21 protein-coding genes and 1 pseudogene are annotated in these 20,149 nt (G+C 70.0%); 10 read left to right on the forward strand and 12 right to left on the reverse strand.

Annotated features, from left to right (window positions below; all coding sequences use genetic code 11):
* The first annotated feature begins 4 nt into the window (after positions 1–4).
* The 3 genes from DEW08_RS12235 to DEW08_RS32295 are packed head-to-tail and all read left to right on the forward strand — an operon-like array spanning position 5 to position 4,956.
* Positions 5–301, forward strand: a complete 297-nt coding sequence (locus DEW08_RS12235) for an FAD assembly factor SdhE (RefSeq protein ID WP_109327472.1) — start codon at positions 5–7, stop codon at positions 299–301.
* Positions 302–349: 48 nt separating this feature from the next.
* Positions 350–3,988, forward strand: coding sequence for a transcription-repair coupling factor (mfd, locus tag DEW08_RS12240; protein WP_109327474.1), 3,639 nt, complete (start codon positions 350–352; stop codon positions 3,986–3,988).
* Positions 3,985–4,956 carry an ACT domain-containing protein gene (locus tag DEW08_RS32295; RefSeq protein WP_245986175.1) on the forward strand — a complete coding sequence of 324 codons (972 nt, stop codon included), beginning with the start codon at positions 3,985–3,987 and terminating at the stop codon, positions 4,954–4,956. The genes mfd and DEW08_RS32295 overlap by 4 nt, the downstream gene beginning before the upstream one ends.
* Positions 4,957–4,979: 23 nt before the next feature.
* On the opposite strand, the gene DEW08_RS12250 is transcribed toward DEW08_RS32295, so the two are convergent.
* Together DEW08_RS12250 and DEW08_RS12255 are read right to left on the reverse strand one after the other, a co-directional pair.
* Positions 4,980–5,657 carry an L-2-amino-thiazoline-4-carboxylic acid hydrolase gene (locus tag DEW08_RS12250; protein ID WP_109327476.1) on the reverse strand — a complete coding sequence of 226 codons (678 nt, stop codon included), beginning with the start codon at positions 5,655–5,657 and terminating at the stop codon, positions 4,980–4,982.
* A gap of 70 nt (positions 5,658–5,727) precedes the next feature.
* Positions 5,728–6,111 carry a RidA family protein gene (locus tag DEW08_RS12255; RefSeq protein ID WP_109327478.1) on the reverse strand — a complete coding sequence of 128 codons (384 nt, stop codon included), beginning with the start codon at positions 6,109–6,111 and terminating at the stop codon, positions 5,728–5,730.
* Positions 6,112–6,241: 130 nt separating this feature from the next.
* On the opposite strand from DEW08_RS12255, the gene DEW08_RS33170 reads away from it, so the two are divergent.
* Complete coding sequence (locus tag DEW08_RS33170; RefSeq protein ID WP_109327480.1) at positions 6,242–6,832, forward strand: LysR family transcriptional regulator; 591 nt, start codon at positions 6,242–6,244, stop codon at positions 6,830–6,832.
* Positions 6,833–6,842: 10 nt separating this feature from the next.
* Here the strand turns inward: DEW08_RS33170 and DEW08_RS12265 are convergent, their stop codons facing one another.
* The 4 genes and pseudogenes from DEW08_RS12265 to DEW08_RS12275 all read right to left on the reverse strand — a co-directional run bounded on the left by DEW08_RS12265 (position 6,843) and on the right by DEW08_RS12275 (position 9,240).
* Entirely contained in the window at positions 6,843–7,502 is a 660-nt protein-coding gene (locus DEW08_RS12265; RefSeq protein ID WP_109327482.1) for a glycosyltransferase family 2 protein, read from the reverse strand.
* Complete coding sequence (locus tag DEW08_RS31175) at positions 7,499–7,645, reverse strand: hypothetical protein (RefSeq protein WP_168220352.1); 147 nt, start codon at positions 7,643–7,645, stop codon at positions 7,499–7,501. Before DEW08_RS31175 ends, DEW08_RS12265 begins: the two co-directional genes overlap by 4 nt.
* A 79-nt stretch (positions 7,646–7,724) precedes the next feature.
* Positions 7,725–8,369 carry a guanylate kinase gene (gmk, locus tag DEW08_RS12270; RefSeq protein WP_109327484.1) on the reverse strand — a complete coding sequence of 215 codons (645 nt, stop codon included), beginning with the start codon at positions 8,367–8,369 and terminating at the stop codon, positions 7,725–7,727.
* A gap of 5 nt (positions 8,370–8,374) precedes the next feature.
* Positions 8,375–9,240, reverse strand: a pseudogene (locus DEW08_RS12275) (YicC/YloC family endoribonuclease).
* 125 nt (positions 9,241–9,365) lie between these two features.
* Here DEW08_RS12275 and DEW08_RS12280 point away from each other — a divergent pair.
* Positions 9,366–10,142 (forward strand): SDR family NAD(P)-dependent oxidoreductase, encoded by a 777-nt coding sequence (locus DEW08_RS12280; RefSeq protein WP_109327486.1) that lies wholly within the window; start codon positions 9,366–9,368, stop codon positions 10,140–10,142.
* Here DEW08_RS12280 and DEW08_RS12285 read toward each other — a convergent pair.
* From DEW08_RS12285 to DEW08_RS12295, 3 genes are all read right to left on the reverse strand, one after another.
* Positions 10,127–10,723, reverse strand: a complete 597-nt coding sequence (locus DEW08_RS12285; protein WP_109327488.1) for a class I SAM-dependent methyltransferase — start codon at positions 10,721–10,723, stop codon at positions 10,127–10,129. The genes DEW08_RS12280 and DEW08_RS12285 overlap by 16 nt on opposite strands.
* 171 nt (positions 10,724–10,894) lie before the next feature.
* A complete protein-coding gene (locus DEW08_RS12290; RefSeq protein ID WP_245986177.1) occupies positions 10,895–11,575 on the reverse strand; it encodes an exopolysaccharide biosynthesis protein in 681 nt (226 codons plus the stop codon).
* A complete protein-coding gene (locus DEW08_RS12295) occupies positions 11,572–13,461 on the reverse strand; it encodes an ABC-F family ATP-binding cassette domain-containing protein (protein WP_109327490.1) in 1,890 nt (629 codons plus the stop codon). The genes DEW08_RS12290 and DEW08_RS12295 overlap by 4 nt, the downstream gene beginning before the upstream one ends.
* A 237-nt stretch (positions 13,462–13,698) precedes the next feature.
* Here DEW08_RS12295 and ndk point away from each other — a divergent pair, with 237 nt between their 5' ends.
* Positions 13,699–14,121 (forward strand): nucleoside-diphosphate kinase, encoded by a 423-nt coding sequence (gene ndk / locus DEW08_RS12300; RefSeq protein ID WP_109327492.1) that lies wholly within the window; start codon positions 13,699–13,701, stop codon positions 14,119–14,121.
* Between the two features lie 173 nt (positions 14,122–14,294).
* On the forward strand, positions 14,295–14,798 hold the full coding sequence (locus DEW08_RS12305) for a hypothetical protein (protein ID WP_109327494.1): 504 nt from the start codon (positions 14,295–14,297) through the stop codon (positions 14,796–14,798).
* Positions 14,799–14,920: 122 nt separating this feature from the next.
* Here DEW08_RS12305 and DEW08_RS12310 read toward each other — a convergent pair whose 3' ends face one another.
* The 3 genes from DEW08_RS12310 to purM form a co-directional block, all read right to left on the reverse strand.
* Complete coding sequence (locus tag DEW08_RS12310; RefSeq protein WP_109327496.1) at positions 14,921–15,070, reverse strand: aa3-type cytochrome c oxidase subunit IV; 150 nt, start codon at positions 15,068–15,070, stop codon at positions 14,921–14,923.
* 89 nt (positions 15,071–15,159) lie between these two features.
* Complete coding sequence (gene purN, locus DEW08_RS12315) at positions 15,160–15,813, reverse strand: phosphoribosylglycinamide formyltransferase (RefSeq protein ID WP_109327498.1); 654 nt, start codon at positions 15,811–15,813, stop codon at positions 15,160–15,162.
* Position 15,814: 1 nt separating this feature from the next.
* Positions 15,815–16,849, reverse strand: a complete 1,035-nt coding sequence (gene purM / locus DEW08_RS12320) for a phosphoribosylformylglycinamidine cyclo-ligase (protein WP_425429094.1) — start codon at positions 16,847–16,849, stop codon at positions 15,815–15,817.
* Between the two features lie 125 nt (positions 16,850–16,974).
* Here purM and DEW08_RS12325 point away from each other — a divergent pair, with 125 nt between their 5' ends.
* From DEW08_RS12325 to DEW08_RS12335, 3 genes are all read left to right on the forward strand, one after another.
* Entirely contained in the window at positions 16,975–18,393 is a 1,419-nt protein-coding gene (locus DEW08_RS12325) for a DUF2066 domain-containing protein (protein ID WP_109327502.1), read from the forward strand.
* Between the two features lie 117 nt (positions 18,394–18,510).
* Positions 18,511–19,071 (forward strand): CDP-alcohol phosphatidyltransferase family protein, encoded by a 561-nt coding sequence (locus tag DEW08_RS12330; RefSeq protein WP_109327504.1) that lies wholly within the window; start codon positions 18,511–18,513, stop codon positions 19,069–19,071.
* Positions 19,068–20,147, forward strand: a complete 1,080-nt coding sequence (locus DEW08_RS12335; RefSeq protein ID WP_109327506.1) for an AI-2E family transporter — start codon at positions 19,068–19,070, stop codon at positions 20,145–20,147. The genes DEW08_RS12330 and DEW08_RS12335 overlap by 4 nt, the downstream gene beginning before the upstream one ends.
* Positions 20,148–20,149: the final 2 nt, after the last annotated feature.

The following is a 20,149-nucleotide window of genomic DNA, read 5'->3' on the forward strand; positions in this document are numbered from 1 at the left end:
GATCATGACGGACAGCATTTCCGACGGCGCGGAGAGCGTCGAGACCCGGCGCAAGCGGCTGCGCTTCCGTTCCTGGCACCGCGGCACGCGGGAGATGGACCTGCTGATGGGCAGCTTCGCCGACGCCCACATCGGCAGCTTCGACCACCCCCAGCTCGACCGGTTCGAGGCGTTGCTGGAGCTGGGCGATCCCGACCTCTACGACTGGATGAACGGCCGCGCGCCGGTGCCGGCCGAGCATGACAGCGACGTGATGCGGCTGTTGATGGACTTCCGCTACACGCCGCGCCAGGGCTCTTGACGGCGCGACGGCGACCCGCAGCTTCCCCCCGCGAAAAAGGCAGTTCCCGTGGTCAGTTTCGATCTTCAGCCCGGCCGTCCCGCCCGGCTGCTCGTCGGCGGCGCGCCGGAAGGGCAGGACGCCCGCATCCTTGCCGAGCTTGCCCGGAAGGCCGGCGGGGCCGGGCTGCTGCATGTGGCGCTCGACGACACCCGTGCCGCCCTGCTGGCGGAGGCGCTGGCCTTCTTCGCGCCGGGGCTGGAGGTGGCGACCTTCCCGGCCTGGGACTGCCTGCCCTATGACCGGGTATCGCCCAACGGCGAGATCGTGGCGCGGCGCATCGACACGCTGACCCGCCTGCTCGCCCGCCAGACCGGCGACGGCAAGGCGGCGCCGGCCCCGCTGGTGGTGCTGACGACGGTCAACGCCCTGGTGCAGAAGGTGCCGCCGCGCGAGGCCTTCCGCAATGCGACCTTCTCGGCCCGCCTGCGCGACCGGATCGACCTGAACCGGCTGCAGCGATTCCTCGCCGACAACGGCTACACCCGCGCCCAGACGGTGCGGGAGCCGGGCGAATATGCGGTGCGCGGCGGCATCGTCGATCTGTTCCCGCCGGGGACCGACGAGCCGCTGCGCCTCGACCTGTTCGGCGACGAGCTGGAGGGGGTGCGCGCCTTCGACCCGATGAGCCAGCGCACCACCGACAAGCGCGACGGCATCGAGCTGAAGCCGATGTCGGAGGTCTTCCTGGACGAGGCCGGCATCGCCCGCTTCCGCTCCGGCTACCGCGAGCTGTTCGGCGCCGTCACCGACGACGACCCGCTCTACGAGGCGATCAGCGCCGGCCGCAAGTATGGCGGCATGGAGCACTGGCTTCCGTTGTTCCACGAGCGGATGGACAGCCTGCTCGACTATCTCCCGAAGGCGATCGTCTCGCTCGACCATCAGGCGGCGGAATCGCGCGACGCCCGGCTGGCGCAGGTGGCGGATTTCCATGCCGCGCGGGCGGAGATGATGTCGGTCGAGAAGCGCGCCGGCAATCCGGTCTACAAGCCGGTGCCGACGTCCTCCCTCTTCCTCGACGCCGACGGCTGGGACGCCGCCTTCAGGGTGCGGGCGGTGGCGCAGCTCCAGCCCTTCGCCACGCCGCCGGGGATCATGGGCACGGTGGATGCCGGCGGGCGCCGCGGCCACGACTTCGCGGAGGAGCGGGCGCGGCCGGACGTCAACGTCTTCGACGCGGTGAAGGACCATATCCGGGCGTTGCGCGCCGATGGCCGGCGGGTGCTGGTGGCAGGCTATTCCGCCGGCTCGCGCGACCGTCTGATGAGCGTGCTCTCCGACCACGGGATCGAGGGGCTGGAGCCGGCCGGGACCATCGAGGAGGTCCGGCGCTTCGACCGCGGGATTACCGGCATGGTCGTGCTGGGCATGGAGCACGGCTTCGCCGCCCCCGACCTCGCCGTCATCACCGAGCAGGACATCCTGGGCGACCGCCTCGTCCGCCCGGCCAAGAAGAAGCGCAAGGCGGCCAACTTCATCGCCGAGCATTCGGCGCTGAACGAAGGCGACCTCGTCGTCCACATGGACCACGGCATCGGCCGCTATGACGGGCTGGAGACGCTGGAGGTCACCGGCGCGCCGCACGACTGCCTGCGCATCATCTACGAGGGCGGCGACAAGCTCTACGTCCCGGTCGAGAACATCGAGGTGCTGTCGCGCTACGGCTCCGAGGATGCCGGCGTGCAGCTCGACAAGCTGGGCGGGGCCGGCTGGCAGGGACGCAAGGCGCGCGTCAAGAAGCGCCTGAAGGACATGGCCGAGGCGCTGCTGAAGATCGCCGCCGAGCGCATGCTGAAGAAGGCCGAGCCGGTCCACACGCCGGAGGGGCTGTACGAGGAGTTCGCCGCGCGCTTCCCCTATCCCGAGACCGACGACCAGCTCAAGGCGATCGAGGACATCTTCACCGATCTGGCCAGCGGCCGGCCGATGGACCGGCTGGTCTGCGGCGACGTCGGCTTCGGCAAGACGGAGGTGGCGCTGCGCGCCGCCTTCATGGTGGCGATGTCGGGGCAGCAGGTGGCGGTCGTCGTTCCGACCACGCTGCTGGCGCGCCAGCATTTCCGCACCTTCTCCACCCGCTTCGCCGGGCTGCCGCTGCGCGTCGTCCAGCTCTCCCGCATGGTCACCGCGCGCGAGCAGACGCTGGTCAAGAAGGAGCTGGCGGAGGGCACCGCCGACATCGTGGTCGGCACCCACGCGCTGCTCGCCAAGGGGCTGGAGTTCAAGCGCCTCGGCATGGTCATCGTCGACGAGGAGCAGCATTTCGGCGTCAAGCAGAAGGAGCGGCTGAAGGAGCTGCGCTCCGACATCCATGTCCTGACGCTGACCGCCACCCCGATCCCGCGCACGCTGCAGATGGCGCTGTCCGGCGTGCGCGAGCTGTCGCTGATCGCCACCCCGCCGGTCGACCGGCTGGCGGTCCGCACCTTCGTGCTGCCCTACGACCCGGTGGTGATCCGCGAGGCGATCCTGCGCGAGCATTACCGCGGCGGCCAGACCTTCTACGTCTGCCCGCGCATCGAGGATCTGGCCAAGGTGGCCGAACGGGTGCGCGAGCTGGTGCCGGAGGTCAAGCTGGTCACCGCCCACGGCCAGATGGCGGCGAGCGAGCTGGAAGAGGTGATGACCGCCTTCGACGAGGGTAAGTTCGAGGTGCTGCTGGCGACCAACATCATCGAAAGCGGCCTCGACATCCCCAACGCCAACACGCTGATCGTCCATCGCGCCGACCTGTTCGGTCTGGCGCAGCTCTACCAGATCCGCGGGCGCGTCGGCCGGTCGAAGAAGCGCGGCTATGCCTACCTGACCTATGCCGCCAACAAGCCGCTGACCGGCACGGCGCAGCAGCGCCTGCACGTCATCGAGACGCTGGACAGCCTGGGCGCCGGCTTCCAGCTCGCCAGCCACGACATGGACATCCGCGGCGCCGGCAACCTGCTGGGCGAGGAGCAGTCGGGCCACGTCAAGGAGGTCGGCGTCGAGCTCTACCAGCATATGCTGGAGGAGGCGGTGGCGACCGCCCGCGCCTCGATGGACGGGCAGGTGCCGGCAGGCGCGTCGGCGCAGGACTGGGTGCCGCAGATCAACCTCGGCACGCCGGTGCTGATCCCCGAGAGCTACGTCGCCGACCTCAACGTCCGCCTGACCCTCTACCGCCGCATCGCCGATCTGGTGGACCGCAGCGAGGTCGAGTCCTTCGCGGCCGAGCTGATCGACCGCTTCGGCAAGCTGCCGGAGGAGGTCGAGAACCTGCTGGACGTCGTCACCATCAAGAAGCTGTGCAGGCAGGGCTGCGTCGAGCGGGTGGACGCCGGACCGAAGGGTGCGGTGCTGACCTTCCATGAGAACAGCTATCCGGAGCCGGCGAAGCTGCTGACCTACATCAGCCAGCACATGGGCCTGATGAAGCTGCGGCCCGACCACAAGCTGGTCTACACCCGCGAATGGACCGACACCCACCAGCGGGTGCGCAGCGTGCAGCGGCTGGTCAAGGATCTGGCGGAGATGGCGAGCGGCGGCGGCGTGCCGAAGGGCGAGACGCCCCCGCCGCCCCCGCCACCGCCGCCACCCCGTCCGACGGCGCTGAAGGCCGGATCGAAGTTCGGCCGCAACATCCCCGGCCGGCCTTTCCCGGGCCGGCGATGAGGAAGCCACCCAAGGCCGGCCGGCTGGGGGATGGCCGCCTTGCCGACCGTCTGCTCAGCGGCGAGCGCCGCGCGCTCGGCGATCCACCCTCCGTCGCGCACGAGGTGGCGGCCGATCCCGCCCGGCTGCCGGAGCTGGTGGCATGCCTGTTCGACGCCGATCCCGGCGTGCGGATGCGCGCCGCCGACGCGCTGGAGCGGGTGTCGCGCCAGGACCCGGCCCCCTTCGTCCCCTTCGTCGACCGGCTGCTGAGCGAGGGGGCGGCGATCGAGCAGGCGGAGGTGCGCTGGCACCTCGCGCGGATGATCCCGCGCCTGCCGCTGGACGAGGCGCAGCGCCGGACGGCCGGCGACCTGCTGACCGGCTGGTTCGAGGCGGCGGAGAGCCGGATCGTCCGCACCTCCGCTCTCCAGGCGGTGGTGGATCTGGCGGAGCGCGACCCCGACCTGCGGGCGGCGGCGGCGGAGCTGCTGGGCCGCGCCATGCGGTCCGACGTGCCGTCGCTGGCCGCGCGGGCACGGCGCATCCTGAAGCCCTTCGCGGTGGACGAGGCGACGCTGGCTGCCGCCCTGGTGAAGGAACAGACCGGCCTGACCCTGTCGATCCTGCCCCAGCGCCTCGCGGTGGCCCAGCTTCCCCCCGGCAGCGGGCTGCCCGGCTGGCTCGACTGGACCGCCCCGCTGGTCAGCGTCACCCGGACGGGGGAGGAGCTGTCGATCCTCTGCGACGAGGCGCGGATTCCCGACGGGGTGAAGGCCGAGCGCGGCTGGCGCGCCTTCAAGGTCCAGGGGCCGCTGGACGTCTCCCTGTTCGGAATCCTGGCGCGCATCGCCGTGCCCCTGGCCCAGGCGCATGTGCCGATCTTCGCCATGTCCACCTACGACACCGACTATGTGCTGGTGCGGGCGGACGATCTGGAGAAGGCGGCCGAGGTGCTGGCGCTGACCTGCACGGTGCTGAGGGGGTAGCGGCTCTCCCGCGTGGTCACCGCCTATTTCGAAGCAAGATGGAAGAAGCGGAAGTTGCAGTGCTCCGCCCCATCGGCCAGGGTTTGTGTCCGTTCCAGACGGATGCCCCGCGTCGCGTAGGCATCGAAGTCAAGCCCGCAAATATTCGGCAGTATCTCTTTGTCGCCATAGCGGGCCGCGAATTTGCAGAAGCCGCAGGCCTTGTAGTTGATTCCGAATTCGAAACTGTCGCCCGGGCCCGGTTCGATGAAATCATAGACGAAGTCATCCGGGAACTCTTCGCGATGACTCATCTCCGCCTGCTCGCGCAGGAAGGCCTGATTCTCCGGCGACAGGAAGTGACGACCGGCGGCGAGACGCTCCGTCTCGGACTCCGTCAGCAACTGCGCCTTGTAGGCGTCCCGTTCGATCTCGCCAATCAGCGGCACCGGTACGCCATGGCGCCGCAGCACCCGGCTGATCGCGATGAAGCCGATGAGACGGATGAAGAAATCGCTCATCCGGCTTGCCGAGCCGCCGACATACGGCGTCTGGGCGAGCACGATTGCGAACTCCTCCATCACCTCCCGTTTGATTTGGTCCGTGTCGGGCAGCCGGGTGCACTCGCGCAGCCTCGGTTCGGCAAGGTCGAGGCGGTGGCGCATGGCGGCCTCCATCGCGCCGCGATGCGCCTCGTAGAAGGGGTGGATGTTCTCAGTCATTGGGTGCCTTTCCGATACGATCGGTCTGTTGCACTGAATTGGTCGCGAACGTCGATCTCCGGGGCTTTGCCTAGGCTACCGCCACCGCCTCGATCTCGATCAGCCAGTCCTCGTCGAAGATGCCGGCGATGATGACGGTCAGGGCCGGCTTGCGGCCGGCCAGAACCTCGCTGCGGATGGCGCGGTTCTCCAGGGCATGGCGGCGGTCGGCCATGTAGGTCCGGTGCATCACCAGATTGTCCAGTCCCATGCCTGCGGCACGCAACTGGGCCTCGACGTTGGTCCAGGCTTGGCGGCATTGGGCGGCGAACCCTTCCGGCACGGTGCCGTCGGGGCGGACCGGGGTCTGCCCACTGATGAACAGGACGCGGCTGTGGCCGGTGATCTCCATCGCCTGGGAGTATCCGGTGGTGGGAACCTGGGCGTCGAAGGCGTTGATGGCGCGGGTCTGCATCGGAGGCTCCTCGAAACTGCTTTCCTCTTCTCTCTGAGCCGCCGCCTGTGCTCAAACGATTCTTTCTCGACTTTTGCCGCAGAAAAACTATCGTGAAACTGGTCGGACCCTCGCCGCTGTTGGAGTTTCCATGAGCTACCGCCTGCCGCCGCTGAACGGTCTGCGCGCGTTCGAGGCCGCCGGCCGGCACCTCAGCTTCAAGCAGGCGGCGGAGGAGCTGTCGGTAACCCCCGGCGCCGTCAGCCAGCAGGTCAAGCATCTGGAACAGGCGATGGGCGTGCCCTTGTTCAAGCGCCTGCACCGCAGCCTGATCCTGACCGCCCATGGCGAGGCGTTGCTGCCGGTGGTCGCCGACGTCTTCGAACGGCTATCCGCGGTCGCCGACGAGGTTGCGGAGGGGATGGAGGCCCGCGCCCTGCGGCTCGGCATCTCGCGGCATCTGACGGAGGAGCCGGCCCGGCTGCTCGCCCAATTGGCGGGCAGACGTCATCCCCCTGATTTCGTCCAAGTCCAGACCAGTGACGATGTCGCCGAGCTGCTGAGCGGCGGCCTGGACGCGTTGCTCCGGCCGGCCCCGGCCAGCCATCCCGGCATGCATGTCGAAACGCTGACGCTGGCGGACGGCTTCGCACCGCACCGCGAGGCGGTGCTGATCCTATGGCCCGGTCTGGCCCGCTGCCGCGAGGTGCGCAAGGTGAAGGCTCTGCTCGGCAGGCAGTGAGACCCGCCGCTCAGTTGTCCAGCATGTCGTCGTGATAGAGGACGTGGTTGCGCTGGAAATTCTGCCACAGCTCCACCAGCCGTGGATCGTTGAAGTGGACCGTATGGTCACGCACGAGGCAGAGCTGCATCAGCCCGCGGATGTCCAGGTTGAAGCCGCGCAGGTGCGACAGGTCCCAGCCGCGGCCGTAACGGTCGCCCCAGCGCGACAGGAAGGTCGCCATGTCCTGGGCCAGCGCGGTGCCCTTCATCGGCGTGCCGACCGACGCGGCGCCGGGCGCCCGCTCGACGATCTGCAGCACCCGCTCCGGCAGGATCTCGCAGCGGCCGCCCGCCGACCAGATGCGCAGCGCAAGGTCGGGGTCGGTGAAATGGGCGCGGTAGTCGTCGGAGAAATAGCCGCCGACCGCCTCCAGCGTGCTGCGCCGGACGAAGGGATAGTAGGGGTAATAGAGGCCGAAGACCGTGCCGATCAGGAAATCCATGCGGTGCAGCCCGACCGACAGCAGCGGATTTTGCTTCTCGCGCTCCTGCAGGAAGGCCAGCGCCTTGTCGGCCCAGCCGGCGACCAGCCGGGCGTCGTCGGACATGGCGACGATGATGTCCCCGGTCGCGGCCCCGTAGCCGATCTTGTGGGCGTGGCAGTTGCCGCGCGGCGTCTCCTCCCTCACCCAGCGGATGCGCTGCCCGTTGACCTCGAAGGGGTGACGACCACCAGCTCGTAGTCGAGCCCCTGCGAGGCGGCGAAGATGCTGCGGATGGTGGCGGCCAGCGCCTCCGGGAACAGGCCGGGGAGGATCAGGCTGATCTTCATGGCGATCCTCGCTCCGGCCGGACGCGCCCGGCGGCTGGTTGACGGGCCGGCGGCAGGCGTCCCATCGGCAGGCGTCCCGTCACAGGGCCTGCTGGATGCCCTTCACGAACTGGGGCAGCCCGACCTGACGGCGGCGGCGCAGCCGCTCGGCGCGCAGGATGGCCTCCACCGACGCCACGCTCTCGTCCACGTCGTGGTTGACGATGACATAGTCGTACTCGGCCCAGTGGCTGATCTCGTCCGAGGCCTTGGCCATGCGCTGGGCGATCACCTCGGCGCTGTCCTGGGCGCGGGTGTGCAGCCGGCGCTCCAGCTCCGCGCCGGAGGGCGGCAGGACGAAGACGCTGACCAGATCGTCCCGCGCGTTCTGGGCAAGCTGCTGGGTGCCCTGCCAGTCGATGTCGAACAGCACGTCGCGGCCCGACGCCAGCGCATCCTCCACGGCGCCCTTCGGCGTGCCGTAGCAGTTGCCGAAGACGCGGGCGTGCTCCAGCAGCTCGCCGGCATCGACCATGCGGTCGAAGGTCGGCAGGTCGATGAAGAAATAGTCGCGGCCCGGGACCTCGCCGGGGCGCATCGGCCGGGTGGTCACCGACACCGACATGGCGATGCCGGGATCGCGGTCCAGCAGGCGGCGCGAGATCGTGGTCTTGCCTGCCCCGGACGGGGAGGAGAGGACCAGCATCAGGCCGCGGCGGGAAACGTCGTTTCTGATCGGAGCCATAACCGTCACTCGATGTTCTGGACCTGCTCGCGAAGCTGCTCGATCGTCGCCTTCAGCGAGAGGCCGATGCGGGTCAGTTCCACGTCCGCCGACTTGGAGCAGAGCGTGTTGGCCTCGCGGTTGAATTCCTGGCAGAGGAAGTCGAAGCGGCGGCCGATGGCACCGCCCTCCGCCATCATTTCCCGCGCGGCCTGGATATGGGCGCGCAGCCGGTCCAGCTCCTCGCGGACATCGGCCTTGGTGATGAGGATGGCCGCCTCCTGCGCCAGCCGCTCCTCCGGCAGGCCGGGGGCGGCGTTCAGCAGGGCGGCGAGCTGGTTGCGCAGCTTCTCGCGCAGCGCCTCGGGCTGGGTGGCGGCGCAGGCGCCCGCCGCGTCGACCAGCCGGGCGATCTCGTCGAGATGGCCGGTGAGCACCACGGCGAGCCGGTTGCCCTCCGCCGCGCGGGCCTCCACCAGCCGGTCGAGCAGCCGGGTCAAATCCGTCTTCAGCGCCGCCTCGACACGCTCGCGCGCCTCCGTCTCGTCCTCCTCCACCGGCTCGATGATGCCGCGCACGGCGAGCAGGGAATCGAGCCGCGGCGCCGCGGCCCCCGCCCCTCGATCTCCCGCGCCAGGTCCAGCACCTGGGCCAGCAGGTCGCGGTTGATGCGGAGCTGCGACACCGACTGGGTGCGGTTGACCGTCAGCGTCAGGTTGACGTTGCCGCGGGCCAGCCGCTTCGGCATCTCGGTCCGCGCCGCCGCCTCGATCGAATCGAAGCCCGAGGGCAGCCGGCAGCGGAGGTCCAGCGAGCGGCCGTTGACGCTCTTCGCCTCGAAGGTCCAGGTATAGCCCTCGCCGTGGCCGTCCACGCGCGCGAAGCCGGTCATGCTGGCGACGACGGGGCGCTGAGCGGAAGTTTTGGCGGGCAAGGCGACCTCGGCTACTAACTGTGGGGGTGGGCACCTTATAACCGTGGCGTGACGCTGCAACAAGCTCAGAGGGGGAACGGCGCATGCGGGCTCCGCGTTCCGTGGTCATCACCGGCGGGTCGAGCGGCATCGGGGAGGCGCTGGCGCTGCTCTACGCGGCGCCGGGGGTGGCGCTGGCGCTGACCGGCCGCGACGCCGCCCGGCTGGAGGAGGTCGCGGCGCGCTGCCGCGCCGAGGGGGCGACGGTGACGACCGCCCGTCTCGACTCGTCGGACCGGGCCGGCATGGCCGACTGGCTGGCCGAGGTGGATGCGCGGACGCCGGTCGACCTGCTGATCGCCAATGCCGGCATCTCCGCCGGGACCGGCGGCGGGATGGAGACGGAGGAGCAGGCACGGCGCATCTTCGCCGTCAACCTCGACGGCGTGCTGAACACGGTCCATCCGCTGCTGCCGGCGATGCGGGTGCGGCGGCGCGGCCAGATCGCGCTGATGAGTTCGCTGGCCGCCTTCCGCGGCTTTCCCGGCGCCCCGGCCTACTGCGCCTCCAAGGCGGCCGTGCGGGTCTATGGCGAGTCCCTGCGCGACGATCTGGCGGCGGAGGGGGTCGGCGTCTCGGTGATCTGCCCCGGCTTCGTGAAGAGCCGGATGACCGCCGTGAACCGCTTTCCCATGCCCTTCCTGATGGAGACCGAGGCTGCCGCCCGCGTCATCCGCCGCGGGCTGGAGCGCAACAGGGCGCGCATCGCCTTTCCGCTGCCGATGGCGGCGTCGGTCTGGCTTCTCTCCCTGCTGCCGCCGGGCTGGACCGACGGTCTGCTGGTGCGGGCGCCGCGGAAGGGCGGTCAGGCCCGGCGGTAGCCCCAGACCGAGGCCGGCGGCACGTTCAGCGGCGTGAAGCCGACCCGCTCCCCCGTCAGGCCCAGGGCCTGCCGGTTCAGCGGCGAATGCGGCATGTAGGTGTAGAGCAGGAAGCGGCTGCCCGCCGGCATGATGCGGAAGGTGGCGTCCAGCACCTCGCGCTGGAACTCCAGCGGGAAGGTGATCATCGGGATTCCGATGATGACGGTGCCGACCCTGCCGGACAGCTCCGGCCCCAGCACCTCGGCCGCCTTGCGGCAATCCTCGGCGATCACCGTGACGTCCGGGTAATGGCCGCGCAGGAAGCCGGCGAGCTCGCGGTCGATCTCGAAGCTGTAGACGCGGTCGCCGGGAATGCCGGCCTCCAGGATGGCGCGGGTGACGGCGCCGGTGCCGCCGCCGAACTCGACGACCACCTGATCGGGACCGCAGACGAGGTTGCGGCCGATGATCCGGCGCAGCGAGGGCGAGGACGGGGTGATCGAGCCCATCGCCAGCGGGTTGGCCAGCCAGCGCTTGAAGAACAGCCACTTGGCGTTCGGGGCGTCGTTCCGGTCGGCGGAAAGGTCGGTCGGATGCATGATCGGTCTTTCGGCGTTGGCGGTTGAGTGGAATTCTCGGGGCCATAACACGCGGGGGACCTTGCCGGTCCCGTGCCAGACGAACCTGACAGACCTTATGTCCGAAACGATGCTCCGGCCGCAACCGAAGGCTTGGCCGTTACAATGAAACCTTCGTTACAACTGTGACGATCAGGAGAAAAGCTGCTGGCCGGCGTAGGAAATACTGCTGGCGACCAGGGCGAAGAAGCTGAAGGCGGCCACCGTCAGGCCGAGCCCGACGCCGATCGCCGCCCCGTCCCGCTCGATCAGGCCGAGCGAGATCAGCACCAGCGCGAAGCCCGGCAGCCAGCCGGTCAGCGGCAGGGGGACGATGCAGGTGATGGTGAGCAGCAGCAGCAGGAAGCCGAACCACCGCTCGCGGTCGATGGCGGCCAGCCGAGGCACGCGCGGCTTCAGCATGCGCTCGATCCAGCACAGCCGCGGCATGGCGGCATCGATCATGCGGCCGGCCATCGACCGGCTGACCGAGCAGCGCAGCAGCCAGTCCGGCAGCCGCGCGCCACGCCTGCCGAAGGCGAGCTGGGCGGCGAACAGCAGGATCGGCAGGTCGAACAGGCAGGAGACGCCGAGCGGCACCGGGGCGACCGTCGGCAGCGACAGGGCCAGCAGGATGGTGCCGAGCGAGCGGTCGCCGAGCGCCCGGATCAGGTCGCCCAGCGAAACGCGGCCGGCGGGCAGGGTGGCGCGGAACTGGGCGATGACGTCGGAGGTGCGCTCCGGTTCCCGGTCCGCCCCGGACTGCCCGGCCAGACCGGGGAAGTCCGCCTCGTCCGCCGTCACGGCGGGTTTGCGCCACGCCTGTCCGCTCACGCGCCGGCCTCCGCTGCCGCCATCTCGTAGGTCTCCAGCGCCTCCAGCCAGCTCTCCTCCGCGGCGGCGAGCTTCTTCTCGACGGCGCCGAGGTCGATCTGCAGCTTGGTCAGCGTGTCGGCCGGCCCGTCATAGAGGGCGGGATCGGACAGCCTGGTCTCGATCTTCCGCTTCTCCTCGCTCAGCCTCGTCACCAGCGCCTCGGCATCGGTGGCCTTGCGCTTCAGCGGGGCGAGGGCGGCGCGGGTCTCGGCGGCGGCGCGCCGCTGGTCCTTGCGGCTGGGGCCGCTGTCGGCGTCGCCCTTCGCCACCGCCCGCTCGACCTTCGCGCGGTCCAGCAGATAGCGGCGGTAGTCGTCGATGTCGCCGTCATAGGGCTTCACCGTGCCGTCGGCGACCAGCAGCAGCCGGTCGGCGGTCAGCTCGATCAGGTGGGGATCGTGGCTGATGAGGATCACCGCCCCCTGGAACCCGTTGATCGCCTCGATCAGCGCCTCGCGGCTGTCGATGTCCAGGTGGTTGGTCGGCTCGTCCAGCATCAGGATGTGGGGGGCCTCGCGGCTCATCAGCGCCAGCAGCAGCCGGGCCTTCTCGCCGCCGGACAGGTCGGCGATCCGCGTCTCCGCCTTGGTCTGCGGGAAGCCGAAACGGCCGAGATGGGCGCGGACCTTCTCCTCCGGCGCCAGCGGCATGGCGCGCTGGGTCTGCTGGATCGGCGTCAGCGACAGATCCAGCTCCTCCGCCTGATGCTGGGCGAAATAGCCGACGCGCAGCTTGGAGGAGCGGCGCATCTCGCCGTCCATCGGCTGCAGGCGGCCGGCCAGCAGCTTCACCAGCGTCGACTTGCCGTTGCCGTTGGCGCCGAGCAGCGCGATGCGGTCGTCCATGTCGATGCGCAGGTTGACCCGGCGCAGGATGGCCTTGTCGCCATATCCGATGGTGACCCCGTCCAGCGCGATCAGCGGCGGGGCCAGCTCGTCCGGCTGCGGGAAGTTGAAGACGACGTCCGGGTCGTCCTCCATCAGCGCGATGGTCTCCAGCTTCTCCAGCGCCTTCAGGCGGCTCTGCGCCTGGCGGGCCTTGGTGGCCTTGTAGCGGAAGCGCTCCACGAAGGCCATCATGTGCTTGCGCTTGGCCTCCTGCTTGGTCGCCATCGCCTGCAGCCGCTCCTGGTTGGCGCGGCGCTGCTTCAGGAACTGGTCGTAGTTGCCGGCATAGGTGACCAGCTTGCCCTGATCCACATGGATCGTGGTGGTCGGCACCTTGTTCAGCAGGTCGCGGTCGTGGCTGACCAGCAGGATGGTGTGCGGATAGGTCCGCAGATAGCCTTCCAGCCAGATCGTCGCTTCCAGGTCCAGGTGGTTCGTCGGCTCGTCGAGCAGCAGCAGGTCGGGCCGGGCGAACAGGACGCCGGCGAGCGCCACGCGCATCCGCCAGCCGCCGGAGAAGTCGGAGCAGGGCCGCGCCTGCGCCTCGGCATCGAAGCCCAGGCCGGAGAGGATCTGCGCGGCACGGGCCGGGGCGGAATGCGCCTCGATGTCGGCTAGCCGCGCATGGATCTCGCCGATGCGCAGGGGATCGGTCGCCGTCTCCGCCTCCTCCAGCAGGGCGGTGCGCTCCTTGTCGGCGGCGAGCACGGTGTCGATCAGGCTGACCGGGCCGGACGGCGCCTCCTGCGCCACCATGCCGATCTTCATCCCGGCGGGGACGGTGATGGCGCCCGCATCCGTCTGGAGCTGACCGGCGATCAGCTTCAGCAGGGTCGATTTGCCGGTGCCGTTGCGCCCGACCAGCGCCACGCGGTGGCCCTTCGGCACCACCGCGGTCGCCCGGTCGAACAGAACGCGCCCGCCGAAGCGGAAAGTCAGGTCGTTGATGTGCAGCATGTCAGTGGCGGATGTACCACGGGGGCGGGGGCGATTTGAAGCGGCGGCACGTCCGGGGCGCATTCTTGCCCCCGGCCGCGCTCCGGTCCGCCCCCAGATGGGGGCGCTTTCGGCGAAGAGAAGGGGCCCGGTGCAACGAACCGGTTGCCGAGGCGGGAAAGCCCGCCTATAAAGCCGCGCAACGGCGCCCCGGACCTGCGGAAGGCGCCTTTTAAGCTTTCGCAACAGGAGCCCACCATGGCCGTCGAACGGACCCTCTCGATCATCAAGCCCGATGCCACCCGTCGCAACCTGACCGGCAAGATCAACGCCAAGTTCGAGGAAGGCGGGCTGCGCATCGTCGCCCAGAAGCGCCTCCAGCTCTCCAAGGCCCAGGCCGAGCAGTTCTACGGCGTGCATCGCGAGCGTCCGTTCTTCAACGACCTCGTCTCCTTCATGATCTCCGGCCCGGTGGTCGTGCAGGTCCTGGAAGGCGAGAACGCCATCGCCCGCAACCGCGAGATCATGGGCGCCACCAACCCGGCCAACGCCGCCGAGGGCACCATCCGCAAGGAGTTCGCCGAGTCGATCGAGGCCAACTCGGTCCACGGTTCGGACGCTCCGGAGACGGCGGCCCAGGAAATCGCCTTCTTCTTCTCGGGCATCGAGCTGGTCGGCTGATCGTCCGACCCGGCTGATCCGGTCCTGATGCAGGGGCCATCCCGCCGCCCGGCGGGATGGCCTTTTGCGTTCCGGGATCCCCTTTTCGCGTTTGTGGACAGTCGGACTAAACTGGCGTATCTCCGAAGATTGCGCCGGCCGGCGGCCGGACGGAACAGCAGGAGAGCCCAGCTTTGCAAAGCCAGACCCCGAACCCGATCGTCGCAGCGCTGCTGGAGCCGCTGCCTTCGCTGGTCCAGGGCCGCATCGATCTGGGCGACCAGAACGTGGTGGAACTGCTGGTCCGCGGCTTCATCGACCACAGCCTCGCCGCCTTCCAGCGGGTGCTGCGCGGCGAGCAGGACGACGATTCGGCGATCGACGGCATCAACGCCCAGGCGATCGCGCTGAACACCGTCTTCCTCGGCCAGAGCGGTTTTCCGGAGGTGATCGTCCACCCCTGGAACACGGCGGAGCAGCTCGGCGCCTTCCTGCAGGACACGGTCCAGCTCGAATATCCCGAGGACGACTGCGTGCGCGCCCTGCTGATCCATCTGGCGACCCAGGTGATGCACGCGCTGCGCCTGCCCGAGGACCAGCGCCAGGAGGAGATCGAGGCGCTGACGCTCGACGCCACCGATCTGCTGCTCGGCCGCGCCCCGCAGGACGATGAGGACGCGGAGGTCATCATCGGCTAACGCCGGTCCCGATCGGTTGCCGGGCATCCGCCGGCCACCTCGAAACAAAAGCCCTTCCCCGGTGCCGGAGAAGGGCTTTTTCGATTCGTGGCCGGCGGCCTGCCGTCCGGACCGGCCCGGGCCTACAGCAGGAAGAGCGCCATCAGGGCCAGGAGGACAACCACTCCGACGGTGCCGATCTTGACGAAACGGGTGAAGGCCAGCCAGTTCTCGGTCCGCTCCCGCACGATCTCGTCGCTGACCGGGGGATGCTCGGTGCTCGCAACAGCCATGATGAACCCTCCTTGGTTTTCGTTGCCGACGATTGTGCCGCGACAGTTGGGAATCGCAACAGTTTCCGGCAAGGAGGGGCGGGAGCGCTTCAGAGCGGCGGGTTGATCACCGCCGGAACTTCGACCGCCGGTCCCCCGATCACCACGCGGTCGCCCTCCACCCGTGCCCGGCCCTCGGCCAGCAGGCGGACGGCATGCGGATAGAGCGCGTGTTCGCAGGCGAGGACCCGCTCGGCCAGACGGTCGGCGTCGTCGCCGGGCAGCACCGGCACGGCAGCCTGGGCGATGATCGGCCCGTCGTCCATCGCCGGCCGCACGACGTGCACCGTGCAGCCGTGGAAGCGCACCCCGGCGTCGAGCGCCCGCTGGTGGGTGTCCAGCCCCTTGAAGGAGGGCAGCAGGGAGGGATGGATGTTGATCAGCCTGTCCTGCCAGCGCCCGACGAACCAGGGGGACAGCAGCCGCATGAAGCCCGCGAGGCAGACCAGTTCCACCCCGGCGTCGCGCAGCTTGCCGTCCATCGCGGCTTCGAAGGCCGGCTTGTCGCCGGGGAAGTCGCGATGGCTGACCACGGCGGTCGGGATGCCGGCGGACGAGGCCCGCTCCAGCCCGAAGGCATCGGCCTTGTTGGACAGGACCAGCACGATCTCCGCCGGGAAGTCCGCGGCGGCACAGGCGTCGATCAGGGCCTGGAGATTGCTCCCCCGGCCCGAGATCAGGACGCCCAGCTTCAGCTTCGACACCTTACGCGCCCCAGGCCTGGTCCATGCCGGTGACGGTGACGCGGGCGTCGCCGTCCCTGATGGCGTGGACGGTGCCGACGCGGCTGACCGTCTCGCCGGCCTTGGACAGGATCGCGACGGCCTCGTCCGCCTTCTCGGCCGGGACGACGACGACCATGCCGAGCCCGACGTTGAAGGTGCGTGCCATCTCGTAGGCCGGGATGCCGCCCGTCTTCATCAGCCAGGAGAAGACCGGGGGCAGGGTCCAGGTCGAGGCGTCGAGCGTCACGCCCAGCCCGTCCGGCAGGACGCGCGGGATGTTCTCGATCAGGCCGCCGCCGGTGATGTGGGCCATCGCCCGCACCATGCCGGCGCGCACGGCCTGCAGCGTGCTCTTCACATAGATGCGCGTCGGCGTCAGCAGCGCCTCGCCCAGCGTCTTCGACCCGTCCCACGGGCAGGCGGCGTCGTAGCCGAGGCCGGATGTCTCCACCAGCTTGCGCACCAGCGAATAGCCGTTGGAATGCACGCCGGTCGAGGCGAGGCCGAGCACCACGTCGCCCGCCTGGACGGCGGCGCCGGTCAGCGCGTGCTCGCGCTCCACGGCCCCCACGGCGAAGCCGGCGAGGTCGTAGTCGCCGTCCGAATACATGCCCGGCATCTCGGCCGTCTCGCCGCCGACCAGCGCGCAGCCGGCCTGGCGGCAGCCCTCGGCGATGCCCGACACGATGGCGCGGCCGGCGGTGACGTCCAGCTTGCCCGTGGCGTAATAGTCGAGGAACAGCAGCGGCTCGGCGCCCTGGACCACGAGGTCGTTGACGCACATCGCCACGAGGTCGATGCCGACCGTGTCGTGGCGGTCCGCCAGGATCGCGACCTTCAGCTTGGTGCCGACGCCGTCCGTCGTCGCGACCAGCAGCGGGTCCTTGTAGCCGGCGGCCCGAAGGTCGAACAGCGCGCCGAATCCGCCCAGGCCCGCGTCGGACCCGGGGCGCGCGGTGGAGCGGGCGAGCGGCTTGATCGCTTCGACAAGCGCGTTGCCCGCGTCGATGTCCACGCCAGCCTGCTTGTAGGCGTCGGACGTGTTATAGGACTGGGTGCTGATGGTATCCTCGCTTGGGCTGGGCTATATAACCGGGCCTTAGGCACGGGCCGAACATACTCGAATCGGAAGGCATTGCAATGCTCCACCGCCGCCGCGCGCCGCTGTTCGCGGGCTTCGCCGTTGCTCTCGTGGCTGTTGCCGGGTCCGCCGGCGCGCAGACCCCGCCCCAGCCGACGATGCCGGCCGCGCTGCCCGCCACCGGATTGCCTGCCACCGGGCCGAGCGCCAACAGCGCGGCCGATCCGTTCGCCGTCACCGGGGTGAAGGTGGACGTGAACGCCGCCAACGCCAACGCCGCCCGCGACCAGGCGATTCGCGAGGCGCAGGTGAAGGCCTGGGCGGAGCTCTACAAGCGGCTGGTGCCCGGCGGGAGCGCCCCGCGCGTCTCCGACAACGACCTCGCCCGGCTGGTCCAGGGCTTCGAGATCGACGACGAGAAGGTGTCGGCCACCCGCTATGTCGGCTCGATCACCGTCCGCTTCCGCCCCAATGCGGTGCGCGAGGCCATCGGCGGCTCCGCCAGCGCCCAGTATGTCGAACCGCCGTCGCGTCCCTTCGTCGTGCTGCCGGTCACCGTCGTCGACGGGACGCCGGTGCTGTGGCAGGACCGCACCGCCTGGCGCGCCGCCTGGGAGGAGCGTCCCGCCAGCTCCAACCTCGTGCCGCTCGTCGTGCCGGACGGCGAACTGCCCGACGTGCAGGCCATCAGCGCCGAGGAGGCGCTGGCCGGCAACCAGGAGGCTCTGGCCCGCATCGCCCAGCGCTACAGGGCCGGCGGCGTCATCGTCGCCCGGACCGAGATGGGCGGCAACGGCCCGGATCTCGCCCGCGGCATGACGGTGGAGGTCACCCGCTACATGCCGGACGGCGTGCGCGATACGCAGACCGTCAACGTCAAGGCCGACGGGTCCGACCGGCCCAACGACTTCCTGAGCCGCGCCGTCACCTTCGTCGGCGCGTCGCTCGACGACTCGTGGCGCCGCGACAACATGGTGGCGACCGGGCCGGAGCAGACCACCCTGGTCCGCGTTCCGCTGGCGCGGCTGGAGGACTGGGTGGAGACGCGCAAGCGGCTGACCGGCATCGCCGGACTGACCCGGACCGACGTCGTGTCGCTGACCCGGAGCGAGGCGCTGGTCTCGCTGACCCACCGCGGCGACCCCGAGCGGCTGCGCCAGTCGCTGGCGCGGCGCGACCTCGGCCTGACCCGCAGCACCGCCGGCGGGGTGCCGGGAGCGATGCAGCCGGTCCCCGGCCAGCCGACCGCCGACTGGCAGCTCACCCTGCTGCCGCGCGGCTCGGGCGAGCAGGCGGGCGCCGTCGCCCCCGCCGGCGGGGCGGGGGCTGCGACCCCGCTCACCGGCTCGACCCCGTTCGGCGCGCCCGCGTCGATCCCGGCGCCGTCCTCGTCCTCCGGTGCGGCCGCCACCCCCTCCGGACTGGGGGCGCCGCCGCGCAACCTCGGCACCCTTCCGGTCGGCAGCGTCCGGCAGTGACGTGATCCGTCTCTCCGGGAGGCGAGGGGGCGCCCCTCTCCCGGAGGGAGGGAGAGGTTTTCCCTTTCGCCGGTTGTCGCCGGGGAACCTGGTGCAAACGGTGGCGGAGCAGGCGCGTTGAGCATTCCCAACATCATCACCTTCTTCCGCATCCTGGCGGTGCCGGTGGCCATGTACATGATCCTGACCGGCGATGCCGGCTGGGCCTTCTGGCTGTTCGTGGCGGCCGGGGTGTCGGACGGGCTGGACGGCGCGATCGCCCGCATGTTCCGGGCCCGCACCGTGCTGGGCGGCTATCTCGACCCCATCGCCGACAAGGCGCTGATCGTCGGCGTCTACATGGCGCTGGGCTATGTCGGGCAGATTCCGCTGTGGCTCGTCATGCTGGTCGTCTTCCGCGACGTGATGATCGTCGGCGGCGTCATGCTGCTCTACACGCTGAAGGAGACGCTGGCGATGCAGCCGCTCTACATCAGCAAGATCAACACGGTGGTGCAGATCGCGCTGGCGGCGGCCGTGCTGGCGCCGCCGGGCCTCGGCATGCCGCCGCTGGAGGCGGCGGGGCAGCCGCTGGTGCCGCTTCTGGTGTACGCCTGCGCCGCGACGACCATCGCGTCGGGCCTCGGCTATGCGTGGCGGGGCGGGCTGCTGTTCAATCGGCATGGGGGCGTGTCGTGACGGGTCCCGACGGACCGGCGTCGTCGCGGCATATCCGGTTCTGGCTGATCGGGCTGGGGCTGTTCGCCCTGGCCCTGTGGATTCTGTCCGGCATGCTGCTGCCCTTCGTGGTCGGGCTGGCCGTCGCCTATCTGCTCGACCCGCTGGTCGACCGTTTCGAGGAGTGGGGCCTTCCGCGCTGGCTCGCCACCACGCTGGTCCTGCTGTGCTTCGTGATCGTGCTGGTGCTGTTCGGCCTGCTGCTGGTGCCGCTGGTCCAGGCCCAGGTGTCGCACCTGCTGGAGGTGCTGCCGACCTATGCGGCGATCGTCAAGGAACGGATCCTGCCGGCGGTCGACCGGCTGGTCCACCGCCTGTCGCCGGACGACGTGGAGCGGCTGCGCAGCGCGGCCGGCGCCTATGCCGGCGACGTCGTCGGCTGGGTGGCCCGCGTTCTGAGCGGCCTGCTGTCGAGCGGGTTGGCGCTGTTCGACGTCTTCTCCGTCCTGTTCATCACGCCGGTCATCGCCTTCTACCTGATGCGCGACTGGGACCTGATGGTGGAGAAGGTGAACGGCTGGCTGCCGCGCCAGCATGCCGAGACCATCCGGGAGCAGGCGCGGGAGGTCGATGCGACGCTGTCCGGTTTCGTGCGCGGGCAGGCGACGGTCTGTCTCGTGCTCGGCGGATTCTATGCCCTGGCCCTGTCGGCGGCGGGGCTGGACTTCGGGCTGGTGATCGGGCTCGTCTCCGGCGTGCTGTCCTTCATCCCCTATGTCGGGACGCTGTTCGGCTTCGTGGCCAGCACCGGGCTCGCCCTGCTTCAGTTCGACGATCTGTGGCGGGTCGCGCTGGTGGTCGGCATCTTCCTGCTCGGCCAGGCGGTGGAGGGCAACGTCCTGACGCCCAAGCTGGTGGGCGACCGCGTCGGGCTGCACGCCGTGTGGGTGATCTTCGCGCTGCTGGCCGGCGGCACGCTGTTCGGCTTCGTCGGGGTCCTGCTGGCGGTGCCGGTGGCGGCGGTCATCGGGGTGCTGGTACGCTTCGCGCTCGGCCGTTATCTCGACAGCCCCTATTATCGCGGGATCGACCCGTGAGA

This window comes from Azospirillum thermophilum (assembly GCF_003130795.1).
GTDB classification, from domain to species: Bacteria; Pseudomonadota; Alphaproteobacteria; order Azospirillales; family Azospirillaceae; genus Azospirillum; species Azospirillum thermophilum.